Raw genomic sequence first — 12,871 nt, forward strand, 5'->3', positions numbered from 1 at the left:
TGGTTCATGAGCACAGCATTGCCGCTGCCAGGCAGCGAGAATGACATTGCCATCGTCGGCATGGCAGCGCACCTGCCCGGGGCCGACAGCATCCTCGCCTACTGGGACAACCTGCGCGCCGGACGCTCATCGATCCGCCGCCTGACCGAGGACGAGTTGCGCGCCGCCGGAGAGGATCCGGGCCTGATGCGGCACAAGGATTATGTTCCCTTCGCCGCGCCGCTCGATGATTTCGAGATGTTCGACGCCGAGTTCTTCGGGTTCTCCCCGAAGGAAGCGGCGATCATGGACCCGCAGCATCGCCAGTTCCTCGAGACCGCGTGGGAGGCGCTCGAGAATGCCGGCCACGTGCCCGACAGCTTCGACGGACAGGTCGGCGTCTTCGCCGGCTGCGGCATGGGCTCGTATTTCTATTTCAACGTCTGCTCGAACCCGGACCTCGTCGAGAACACCGGCATGTTCCTGTTGCGCCATACCGGCAACGACAAGGATTTCATGACCACCCGCCTGAGCCACGTGCTCGATCTGCACGGGCCGTCGATCAACCTGCAGACCGCGTGTTCCACCTCGCTCGTCGCCACGCACTATGCCGCGCAGGCGCTCTTGAACGGCGAGTGCGACATGGCGCTGGCCGGCGGGGTGACCATCGAACTGCCGCAGAACCGGGGCTATCTCTACAAGGAGAACGAGATCCTCTCGCCCGATGGCGCCTGTCATGCCTTCGACCACCGCGCGCAGGGCACGGTGTTCGGCTCGGGTGCGGGCGTGGTGGTGCTGCGGCGGCTGTCTGACGCCATCGCCGATGGCGACCACATCTGGGCCGTGATCAAGGGCACCGCCGTCAACAATGACGGCGCGCAGAAGGCCGGCTATCTCGCGCCGTCCGTCGACGGGCAGGCGCAGGCGGTGGCCGAGGCGCAGGCCATGGCCGGCATCCCCTCGGACACGGTGGATTACGTCGAGTGCCACGGCACCGGCACCTATCTGGGCGACCCCATCGAAGTGGCCGCCATGACGCAGGCCTTCCGCGAGAGCTCGGACGCGGTGGGGCATTGCCGCATCGGCTCGGTGAAGACCAATATCGGCCATCTCGACACGGCCGCCGGGGTGGCGAGCCTGATCAAGGCCTCCATGGCGCTGCACGAAGGCGAGATGCCGCCCTCGCTGGGCTACGAGGCGCCGAACCCGGCGATCGATTTCGAAAGCTCGCCCTTCGTGGTGAACGACAGACTGACGCCGTGGCCGCAGACCGGACATCCGCGCCGCGCCGGGGTCAACTCGCTGGGCGTCGGCGGCACCAATGCCCACGCGGTGCTCGAGGAGGCGCCCGCGCGGGCCCCCTCGGACGAGAGCGACTGGCCGTTCCAGATCCTGATGCTGTCGGCCCGCAGCAAGGCCGCGCTCGACGATGGCGCGAAGCGCCTCGCGGCGCATCTGCGCGCGCATCCCGAGCAGCCGCTGGCCGATGTCGCATGGACGCTGAAGCAGGGCCGCCGGGCCTTCGAGAAGCGCCGCATCGTGGTGGCCGAAAGCCACGAAGAGGCCGCGCGCCTGCTCGAGGAGGACGCGCCGCGCCGGGTCCATTCCCACAGCGCGCTCGACCGGCCAGAGACCGTGTTCATGTTCCCCGGGGGCGGGGCGCAATACGCCGGCATGGCGCGCGATCTCTACGAGACCGAGCCGGTCTTTGCCGAATGGATGGACCGCGGTCTCGACGCGCTGGCCGAGATCACAGACGCCGACATCCGGGCGCTCTGGTTGCCCGCCGCGGGCGACCGGGATGCCGCCGACGCGGCGCTGACGCGGCCGTCGCTGCAACTGCCGCTGATCATGATCACCGAGTACGCGCTGGCGCAGCTTTGGATGAGCTGGGGCATCCAGCCGGTGGCGCTGGCCGGCCACTCGATGGGCGAGAATACCGCCGCCTGCCTTGCCGGCGTCATGAGCTTCGAGGATTGCATCGGGCTCGTGCACCTGCGTGGCCGCCTGTTCGACAGCGTGCCGGCGGGCGGCATGCTGTCGGTGAGCCTCTCTGCCGAGGCGCTGCAGCCGCTGCTGGGCGAGGATCTCGATCTCGGTGCGGTCAACGCCCCCGAGCTCACCGTGGCCTCCGGCCCGCAGGCGGCGCTCGACGCGCTCGAGGCGCGGCTGCGTAGCGACGGCATCGACTGCCAGCGCATCCCCATCGACATCGCCGCGCATAGCCGCATGCTCGAGCCGATCCTCGACGATTTCCGGGCCTACCTGCGCTCCATCGACCTCTTCGCGCCGCAGATCCCGCTGACTTCGAACCGCAGCGGCGCGCTGATGACCGACGAACAGGCGACCTCGCCCGACTACTGGGTCGAGCACCTGCGCGGCACCGTGCATTTCGCCGATTGCATCGCCACGCTGGCCAGGCCCGAGCGCATCTATCTTGAGGTCGGGCCGGGCAAGGCGCTCTCGGCGCTGGCCCGGCAGCACCCCGACGTGGCGGGGCAGGCGGTGCTGTCCTCGCTGCGCCACCGCGACGATGCCATCGCCGATGACAAGCACATGTTCGAGGTGCTGGGCCGATTCTGGGCGCTGGGCGCGAGCTTCGACTGGGAGCAGGTCTGGGGCGATGCTCGGCGAAACCGCGTCGTGCTGCCCTCCTACGCCTTCCAGCGCGCGCCCTATTTCATCGCGCCGGGCAAGGCGCAGTCCGACACCACGCCGCAATTCCTGATGCGCAACGACGATGTCGCGAGCTGGGGCTGGAAGCCGGTCTGGCGACCGCGTGCGGCGGCTGTCGAGGTCGATGTCGAAGCCGGGCTTGCGGAGGCCGAGCCGCAGAGCTGGCTGGTCTTCATGGATGAGGCCGGGCTTGCTACCCGCGCAGTGACAAAGCTCCGCGCCGCCGGTCACACGGTGATCGAGATCCGCCCCGGCGACAGCTTCACCCGCGTCTCGGACACCGCCTACCTCCTGCCGCCCGAGCGGGGCCGCGAGGGATACGACCTGCTGTTGCAGGATCTCGCCCTGCGCGGCCACGTGCCGACCCGGATTGCGCATTTCTGGCTCGTCACCGAGGGTGAGAGCCATCGTCCGGGCTCGAGTTTCTTCCACCGCCTTCAGGAGCAAGGCTTCTACGCGCTGCTCTTCCTTGCGCAGGCGCTCGCCGAGGAAAACCTCCCCCGCCCGCTGCACCTGACCGTGGTCACGAGCGGTGCCGCCCGGGCGCGCGACGAGGCGCTGCCCTATCCTGCCAAGAGCACCATCGCCGGGCCCGCCCGGGTGATCCCGCGCGAGCTTCCGGGCGTGACGGTCTCGACCCTCGACCTCGCCCTGCCGCCGCAGCCCGAGGCCGGGCTCTTCGCGCAACGCAAGTCCGCAGCGCGGCACGAGCAGGCGCTTGAGGCGCTTGGCCTGCAAGTCCTCGAAGAGCTGCTCGCCGAGCCCGCCAATGCCATTGCCGCCCTGCGTGGTGCCAAGCGCTTTGAATGCGCCATGAAACCCGTCGATCTGCCCGAGCCCACCCCCGTTGCCCGCGACGGCGGCACTTACCTGCTCACTGGCGGCTTCGGCGGCATCGGCCTGACGCTGGCACAGGACTTCGCCACGCGCGGCGCCAACCTTGTGCTCATCGCGCGCCGGGCGCTGCCCGAGCGCGACGCATGGCCCGACTACCTTGCCCGCCACGCGCCGCAGGACGGGCTGGCGCGGCGCATCCGGGCCGTGCAGGCGCTGGAAGAGGCCGGGGCGCAGGTGATGATCGCCGCCGCCGATGTCTGCAACCCGGGCCAGATGCGGCAGGTCCGCGACGAGGCCGAGGCCCGCTTCGGCCCGATCACCGGCGTGGTCCACGGCGCTGGCGTTATCGACGACGCGCCGCTGCTCGCCAAGTCGCCCGCCAGCGTCGAGGACGTGTTCACCCCCAAGATCCACGGCACGCAGGTGCTGGGCGAGGTGTTCCCCGATGGCAGCATCGAATGGATGGTGCTGTTCTCATCCTCCTCCACCGTGACCGCGCCGGCGGGTCAGGTCGACTATGTCGCCGCCAACGTCTATCTCAACGCCTTCGCGCAGGCCCGTGCGGGCGGTCGCACCAAGGTTCTCGCGATCAACTGGGGCATCTGGAACGAGGTCGGCATGGCCGCAGAGGCCGTCGCCGCGCGCCGTGGCGAGGTGCCGCCCGCGCCGATCGAGCCGGCGGGCGTTCCGATGCTCGACGATAAGAGCTTCGACGCGCAGGGCAACCGCCTGTTCACCGCGCGCTATTCCGCCGACGACTGGTTCATCGACGAGCACCGGACCCGCGCCGGGGACGCGCTGCTGCCGGGCACCGGCTATCTCGCGCTTGCCGCCGAGGCGCTGCGGGCGCAGCACGAAACCGGCGCGTTCGAGATCCGCGACCTGACCTTCCTGCGCCCGCTGCGGGTGGCCGAGGGCGGCGCGCGCGATGTGCGCCTGCGGCTCTCGCGCCGTGACGAAGGCTACGGGTTCGAGGTGCTGGCGGATGCCACGCTGGCTGGCAAGCGCGGTCACGCGCTGACCGCGCAGGCGACGCTGGCGCTCCTGCCGATGCGCCGCCCCGAGCCGCTCGACCTTGCGGCGATTCGGGCCCGCTGTGGCAAGCCGGTGGTGGCCGCCGACGGTGGCAAGCTTGCCACCGCGCAGGAGGTGCAGCTCGCCTTCGGCCCACGCTGGCGCGTGCTCGACCGCCGCGCGCTGGGCTGCGGCGAAGGCATCGCCGAGCTGTCGCTGGCCGAGGCCGCGCAGGCCGATGGCTGCCTGCTGCATCCGGCGCTGATGGACATCGCCACCGGCTGGGCGATGGAGTTGATCGAAGGTTATCAGCCGACCCATCTCTGGGTGCCGGTGAGCTATGCCCGGGTGCGCGTGCACGCGCCGCTGACAGACCGCATCGTCAGCTGGGTCCGCAACGCCGCCGAGAACCGCGCCGATGCCGAGACCGCGAGGTTCGACATCACGCTTTCGGCCCCGGACGGCACCGTGCTGGTCGAGATCTCGGGCTTCACCATCCACAAGCTTGCCCAGCCCGATATCCTGCACGCCGCGCCGCGGCTTACCGCCGCCGAGCTCGAGGTCGAGGGCGCGCAGGGCACGGCGCAGCCGCTCTCGCCCGCGGAGGAGCGGCTGGCCCACAACCTCAGCCAGGGCATCCTGCCCGACGAGGGCGTGAGCGCCTTCGCCCGCGCGCTGGCGCTGGGGCTGCCGCAGGTGGTGATCTCGTCGATGGATCTCGACCAGCTTACCCGCCAGACCGCCGCGTCCACCGCCGAGGCCGGCGAGGTGCAGAAATTCGACCGGCCGCAGCTTGACGGCGATTACGTTGCGCCCGAGACCGATATCGAGCGCACGCTGGCGGGCTTCTGGGAGGAGCTGCTCGGGGTGCAGAATGTCGGCGTCGAGGACAGCTTCTTCGATCTCGGCGGGCACAGCCTCATCGCGGTGCGGCTGTTCTCGATGGTCAAGAAGACCTACCGCGTCGAGTTCCCGATCTCGGTGCTGTTCGAGGCGCCGACGATCCGCAAATGCGCCGCGATGATCGCCGAGGAGGCGGGGATCACCGCCTGCAAGGACGGCGCCGAGCCTGCGCCGAAAGCGCCCGAGCGCCGTTTCACCCATCTCGTGCCGATGCATGACGGCGAGGGCGGGCCGCGCACGCCGTTCTTCCTCGTGGCCGGCATGTTCGGCAACGTGCTGAACCTGCGCCACCTCGCCAATCTTCTGGGCGCCGACAGGCCGTTCTATGGCCTGCAGGCGCGTGGGCTCTATGGTGGCGAGGATCCGCATGGCAGCATCGAGGAGATGGCCCGCGACTACATCGCCGAGATGCGGCAGGTGCAGCCCGAGGGGCCGTACATGGTCGGCGGCTTCTCCGGCGGCGGCATCACCGCCTTCGAGATTGCCCGCCAACTCGAGGCTGCGGGCGAGGAGGTGTCGCTCTGCGTGCTGCTCGACACGCCGCTGCCCACCCGACGCCCGCTCGAGCCGAAGGACCGGATGCTGATCCAGATGCAGGAGCTGAAGGCCAAGGGGCTGTTCTACCCGCTGATCTGGGCGCGCAACCGCATCCGCTGGGAGATCGCCAAGCGGCAGGCCAAGGAAGACACCGCCGAGCAGCACAGCTTCCACAACGCCGAGATCGAGGCCGCCTTCCTCGAAGCCGTGGCCCGCTATGAGGTCACGCCCTGGCAGGGCCGGCTGGTGCTCTACCGCCCGCCGCTGGTGGGCAAGTGGCAGGTCTCGCAGGGGCGCATGGTGAATTCCGAGCGCGCCTACGTAATGCAGGACAACGACTGGAGCCAGTACGTGCCGCATGTGGAGGTGCACGAGGTGCCGGGTGATCACGACAGCATGGTGCTCGAGCCCAATGTGCGGGTGCTGGCGGCGCTGATGCGCGAGGCCATCACGAGCGCCGAGGCGGAGCTGCGCGGCGGTTCGGAGGTGGTCGACTTCCCCGGCCGCTCCGGCCACCGGGCGGCGGAGTAGGCGCATGGGTCCGAAGCTGCTGATCGTCTCGCTGAATTACCGGACGCCGGAGATGACCCTGCGCTCGGTGCAGGCGGCGCTGCGCGAGATGGCTGGGCTCAACGCCGAGCTGGTGATCGTCGACAATGACAGCGGTGACGCCTCGTTCGAGACGATGCAGGCGGCGCTTGGCTCGGAGGATTGGGCGCAGGGCGCCCCGATCCGGCTGATCCAGTCGGGCCATAATGGTGGCTTCGGCGCCGGAAACAACGTGGGCATTCGGGCCGGCTGGTCCGACGGCAGCGCGCCGGATTACGTCTATGCGCTGAACTCCGATGCCTTCCCGGATCCGGGCAGCCTGCGGGCGCTGCTCGACCATCTCGAGACACATCCAGAGGCTGGATTTGCCGGCAGCTACATCCACGGCGAAGCGGGTGATCCGCACATCACCGCCTTCCGCTTTCCGTCGATCGCCTCGGAGCTCGAAGGCGCGGCGCGGTTCGGACCGATCTCGCGCCTGCTGCATCTCCGGCGCGTGCCGCTCGAGATGCCGGCGCAGACCCAGCGGGTCGACTGGCTGGCCGGGGCCTCGCTCATGATGCGGCAGAGCGTTCTAGACGAGATCGGCCTCTTCGACGAGACCTTCTTCCTCTATTTCGAGGAAACCGACCTCTGCCTGCGCGCCGCGCGGGCGGGGTATGAGACCCACTATGTCCGCGACAGCGAGGTCACTCATATCGGGTCGGTCTCGACGGGGATGAAGACATGGGGGCGGGTGCCGGGCTTCTGGCTCGACAGCCGCTGGCACTATTTCACCAAGAGCCACGGGCGCGCCTATGCGGCCGTGGCAACGCTCGCGCATCTGGCGGGCGGTCTGCTCTGGCGGCTGCGGCGGGTGCTGCAACGCAAGGCTCAGGCCGACCCGGACCACTTCCTGCGCGATCTCGTGTTTCATGACCTCAGGGCGATGACCCGGCCTTTGCCGGTCACACGTGAAACCAAACCCGGCCCGGCGCCGGGGGCGGTGCTTGGGGCACAGTCGGAGTAGGCAGTATGGCGCAGTTTTCCAGCGTGGTGATCGGCAACGAATCCCTCCTCGTACAATGCAGCGAGAAGCTTCTTGCGGCGGGGCATCCGATCCGGGCGGTCGTGACCCGCAATCCGGATATCGCCGACTGGGCGACGGGCCGGGCGCTGACGGTCGTCGCGCCCGGCAAGGGGCTGGCCGAGCGGCTTGACGGGCTGGAGTTCGACTGGCTGCTCTCCATCGCCAATCTCGACATCATCCCCGCGGCGGTGCTGTCCCGGCCCGGCAAAGGTGCGATCAACTTCCACGACGGCCCGCTGCCGCGCCATGCCGGGCTCAACGCGCCGGTCTGGGCGCTCATCGAGGGCGAGAGCCGTCACGGCGTGACCTGGCACATAATCGAGGGCGGCGTCGACGAGGGCGACATCCTCGTGTCGCGCGGCTTCGACATCGCGCCCACCGACACCGCGCTGACGCTGAACACCAAGGCCTACGAGGCCGCCATCGACAGCTTCGGCGACCTGATGGAGCAGCTCGAGCACGGGCTGCGCCGCTTTCCGCAGGACCTGTCTCTGCGCAGCTACCATGCGCTGGCCGACCGCCCCTCGGCGCACGGGTTGCTCGACTTTACCCGCCCCGCGACCGAACTGGCGCGGCTGGTGCGGGCGCTCGATCACGGCGGCTATGCCAATCCGCTTTCGGCCCCGAAGTTTCGAGCGCATGGCGCGTTCTGGCTCGTCGGAGAGGCCCGCGCGGTCGACGGCAGCGGCGCGCCCGGCGCCGTGCTCGAGGCGACCGACGATCACCTGACGGTGGCCTGCGGCAGCGGCGCGCTGCGGATGGCGCATTTCACCCATCCCTGCGGCGCGCTGGCACTGGTGGCACAGGTCGGCAAGCCGGGCGAGGCGCTCGACCTCGTGCCCGGCGACGAACGCGCCGCCATTGCCGAGGCAGTGGCGCAGGTCGCGCCGCATGAGGGCTATTGGCGCAACCGTCTGGCCGAGCTGTCTCCCGCGGAGCTTCAGGGGCTCGGCAAGGCGGGCGGCGAGGTGGTCTCGCGACCTCTGGTATTGGGCAACGCGGTGCCAGCGCAGGTCATCGCCAGCGCCTTCGCGGCGCGGCTCGATGGGCACGAGCTCTGCGATCTCGCCTATGCCGACGACGCGCTCGCCGCGCTGGCCTCGACCGGGGGCATCGCGCCGTGGGCACCGCTGCGGGTGAAGGCTTCGGACAGTGTGGATGCGCTGGCGCAGCGCCTTGAAGAGGAACTTGCCGAGGTTCGGAAGCGCAAGGGCTTTGCCACCGACCTGCCGGCCCGCGAGCCGCAGCTCTCCGGTGCGCCGCAGGTGCCGCATATTGGTCTGACCCTTGGCGCGGGCCATATCGAGGGCACCGCGATCACCATCGAGCTGACCGCCGGGGGCGCGACGCTGCATACCGATACCGGGCGTCTGCCGCAGGCCCAGGCCGAGCTTCTTGCCGCGCGGTTCGAACTGATGGCGCGCGAGGCGCAGGGCCAGTCCGACCTTGCCAGCCTGCCGGTGCTGCCCGAGGCCGAGCGCGACATGGTGCTGAACCTGTGGAACGCTACCGAAGAGGCGCATGATCGCAGCCTGACCATGCAGGCGGCGTTCGAGGCGCAGGTCGCAAAGACCCCCGACGCGGTGGCGCTGGTCTTCGAGGATCAGAGCCTGACCTATGCCCAGCTCAACGCCCGCGCCAACCAGGCAGCGCATGTGCTGCGCGGCATGGGCGTGGGCGCCGGGGCTGTGGTCGGGCTGTATGCTCGCCGGTCGGTCGACCTGATGGTCGGCGCTCTTGGCATCCTGAAGGCGGGCGGCGCCTACCTGCCGCTCGACCCGTCCTATCCGGCGGACCGCCTGCGGCACTACATCGCCGACAGCGGCGCGCCGGTGATCGTGACGCAATCCGAGCTGAAGGGCGATCTGCCCGAGCACAGCGCTGACCTGCTGGTGATCGACGCCGATCCGCGCCTGCCGCAGGCGCCGACGCAAAACCCCGCCCCGGCAAGCGGGCCGGAGGATCTCGCCTACCTGATCTACACCAGCGGCTCGACCGGCACGCCGAAGGGCGTGATGATCGAGCACCGCAACGTGCTGAATTTCTACCTCGGCATGGACGCCAACGTGCCGCACGAGCCGGCGGGAACGTGGCTCGCTGTGACCTCGCTCAGCTTCGACATCTCGGTGCTCGAGCTGTTCTACACCACGGCGCGCGGCTTCAAGGTCGTGCTGACGTCCGACGAGGACCGGGGGCTGATCTCGAACGGGCCGATGCCGCTGTCGGACCGCTCCATGCAGTTCTCGATCTATTACTGGGGCAACGATGACGGCGCGGGCCGCGACAAGTACAGGTTGCTGCTCGAGGGCGCCAAGTTCGCCGATCAGAACGGGTTCTGCGCGGTCTGGACCCCTGAGCGGCACTTCCACGCCTTCGGCGGGCCCTATCCCAACCCCTCGGTGACCGGCGCCGCCGTCGCCGCGGTGACGCAGAACATCGCCGTGCGCGCGGGCTCGGTGGTGGCGCCGCTGCACCATCCGGCGCGCATCGCCGAGGAATGGGCGGTGATCGACAATCTCACCAACGGGCGCGCCGGGCTGGCCATCGCCTCGGGCTGGCAGCCGGACGATTTCGTGCTGCGTCCCGAGAACACCCCGCCCGAGAACAAGCCCGCCATGCTCGAGAACATCGAGCAGGTGCGCCGCCTCTGGCGCGGTGAATCCGTCGCCTTCCCGCGCAAGGACGGCTCGCTGCACGAGGTCGTGACGCAGCCGCGCCCGGTCTCGGCCGAGCTGCCGGTCTGGGTCACCACCGCCGGCAACCCCGAGACCTGGAAAGAGGCGGGGCGGCTGGGCTGCAACGTGCTCACCCACCTGCTCGGCCAGTCGATCGACGAGGTGGCCGACAAGATTCGGCTCTATCACGGCGCGCTGCGCGAGGCGGGGCATGACCCGAAGGACTTCACCGTCACGCTGATGCTGCACAGCTTCGTCGCCGCCACCCGAGAGGAGGCGCGCGAGGTCGCTCGCGAGCCGATGAAGGCGTACCTGCGCTCTGCCGCCGGGCTCATCAAGCAGTATGCCTGGGCCTTTCCGGCCTTCAAACGGCCGCAGGGGCTCAACAACCCGTTCGAGCTGGATCTCGAGATCCTCACACCCGAGGAACTCGACGCGATCCTCGATTTTGCCTTCGAGCGTTACTTCAACGACAGCGGCCTCTTTGGCACCGTCGAGGATGCGCTGGCGCGCACCGAGGAGCTCAAGCGCATCGGCGTGGGCGAGATCGCCTGCCTGATCGACTACGGCATCGAGCGCGAGCGCGTGCTCGAGGGGCTGCGACCGCTGGCGCAGGTGGTGCAGGGGGCCAACGTGGCGCCCGAGCTCGATGCGGGCGACTTCTCCATCGCGGCGCAGATCCTGCGCCACGAGGTGACGCATCTGCAATGCACGCCCTCGATGGCGCGGATGATCGCGATGAACGACGAGGCGCGCTATGCGCTGTCGAAGGTGCAGCACCTGTTCCTTGGCGGCGAGCCGCTTCCCGGCGCGCTGGTGCAGGAGTTCGGCAAGATCACCGAGGCCAGCGTCACCAACATGTACGGCCCGACCGAGACCACGATCTGGTCCTCGACCGAGGCGGCCGGGCCCGTCGACGGGGTGGTCAATATCGGTCTGCCGCTGGCCAACCAGCAGCTCTACGTGCTCGATGACGACATGCGCCCGGTGGGCGTGGGGCAGCCGGGCGAGCTTTGGATCGGCGGCGAGGGCGTGACGCGCGGCTATTGGGGCCGCGAGGATCTGACCGCCGAGCGCTTCCTTCCGAACCCGTTCCACGGCGGACGGATGTACCGCACCGGCGATCTGGTGCGCCGTCGCATGGATGGGCGCATCGACTTCATCGGGCGCGTCGATCATCAGGTGAAGATCCGCGGCTTCCGCATCGAGCTTGGCGAGATCGAGGCGGTGATGGAGGCGCAGCCGGGGGTGACTCAGGCAGTGGTTGTCGCGCGTGAGGATCAGCCGGGCGACATTCGCCTGGTGGGCTATTACAGCGCCGAGACGCCGCTCGACGAGGCGGCGATGAAGGCGGCGATGGGCGGGGATCTTCCGGGCTTCATGGTGCCCTCGCACCTGATGCGGCTCGAGAGTTTCCCGCTGACGCCCAACAAGAAGGTCGACCGCAAGGCGCTGCCCAAGCCGATGACCAGGGCGCTTGCCCCGAAAGCCGTAGCCAGCCCCGCCCCGGAAGCGCCCCCCGCCGCGGCGCCGCTCGTGGCGCGCGGGGCAGGGCAGGGCAGTGCGCAGGTCGAGGCGCGCATCGCCGAGATCTGGTCGACGGTGCTGGGCGTGGCCGAGATTTCGGGGCGCGACAGTTTCTTCGACCTTGGAGGCCATTCGCTTCTGGCGGTCCAGGCGCATCGCGCGATCCGCGACGAGCTTGGGGCGAAGGGGCTGTCGATCACCGACATCTTCCGCTTCCCTGTGCTTGCCGATCTGACCGCGCGGGTGGCGGGGCTTGTTAATCCCGGGGCCGCACCGACTGTCGCCCCGAAGCGCGCTCCCGCGCCGCAGCCGGAACTGGCCGCCGCCCCGGCCGCCCCTGCGCCCGAAGCGCCGGCCCCCGTCGCCAATGACCGGGCGAAGGCGCGGTCCGACGCCATGGCGCGCCGTCGGGCGATGCGGGCGCGGCGCAGCGCCTGAGGCGATGGATGCCGCCACGCTGAGACGGGCGCTTCGCAGGGTCCGCTTTCCCGAAGGGCTGGGATGGGCCGTGCGAGAGGCGACCGGTGATCCCGATGCGCTCTTCGCCGAGGAGCGCGTCGCCGTCTCGAAGGCGATCCCCGCGCGTATCGCCGAATTCGCCGGTGGCCGCAGGGCTGCGCGCGCAGCCATGGCGCAGCTCGGCCTGCCGCCCTGCGCCATTCCCGCCCGGCCCGACCGCGCCCCGCACTGGCCCGAGGGCGTTCTCGGCAGCATCAGCCATGCGGGCCCGGTCTGCCTTGCGGTGGTCGGGCGACGCGCCGACTGGGAGATGATTGGCATCGATCTCGAACCCGACCGCCCGATGGCGGCCGAGCTTGTTCCCGAGATCGCAGCGCCCGACGAGTTGGCGGCGCTGGCGCCGCTGCCGCGGACACTGGCCGCGACCCGGATCTTCAGCGCCAAGGAGGCCGCCTACAAGGCGCAGTACCCGGTGACGAGGGCGCTGTTCGGCTTCGACGCGATGCAGGCGAATCTGCAAATTGGGCGCATGAATATGGCGAAAAATGTCGGGCTCGGGCGCGGAGCTGTGCTGCCAATGTGGCAGCTTCTGGTCGCGAACCACGTCATTTCACTCTGCCTAAGCGCGAAAATAGGCTAATACCCC

General features: G+C 69.5%; 4 protein-coding genes. All 4 read left to right on the plus strand.

Annotated elements, in window-relative coordinates; translation table 11 throughout:
* Positions 1–6: 6 nt before the first annotated feature.
* Positions 7–6,477 (plus strand): type I polyketide synthase, encoded by a 6,471-nt coding sequence (locus R2601_RS07395; protein ID WP_050768409.1) that lies wholly within the window; start codon positions 7–9, stop codon positions 6,475–6,477.
* Positions 6,478–6,481: 4 nt separating this feature from the next.
* Positions 6,482–7,504 (plus strand): glycosyltransferase family 2 protein, encoded by a 1,023-nt coding sequence (locus tag R2601_RS07400; RefSeq protein WP_007795920.1) that lies wholly within the window; start codon positions 6,482–6,484, stop codon positions 7,502–7,504.
* 5 nt (positions 7,505–7,509) lie between these two features.
* Positions 7,510–12,204 carry a MupA/Atu3671 family FMN-dependent luciferase-like monooxygenase gene (locus tag R2601_RS07405; RefSeq protein WP_007795923.1) on the plus strand — a complete coding sequence of 1,565 codons (4,695 nt, stop codon included), beginning with the start codon at positions 7,510–7,512 and terminating at the stop codon, positions 12,202–12,204.
* A gap of 70 nt (positions 12,205–12,274) precedes the next feature.
* Entirely contained in the window at positions 12,275–12,865 is a 591-nt protein-coding gene (locus R2601_RS07410) for a 4'-phosphopantetheinyl transferase family protein (protein ID WP_254656042.1), read from the plus strand.
* Positions 12,866–12,871 lie beyond the last annotated feature (6 nt).

Source organism: Salipiger bermudensis HTCC2601 (assembly GCF_000153725.1).
Classification (GTDB): Bacteria; Pseudomonadota; Alphaproteobacteria; order Rhodobacterales; family Rhodobacteraceae; genus Salipiger; species Salipiger bermudensis.

Coding starts and splice junctions, on each gene's coding strand:
- R2601_RS07395 (WP_050768409.1), top strand. CDS start 7: ATGAGCACAGCATTGCCGCTGCCAGGCAGCGAGAATGACATTGCCATC.
- R2601_RS07400 (WP_007795920.1), top strand. CDS start 6,482: ATGGGTCCGAAGCTGCTGATCGTCTCGCTGAATTACCGGACGCCGGAG.
- R2601_RS07405 (WP_007795923.1), top strand. CDS start 7,510: ATGGCGCAGTTTTCCAGCGTGGTGATCGGCAACGAATCCCTCCTCGTA.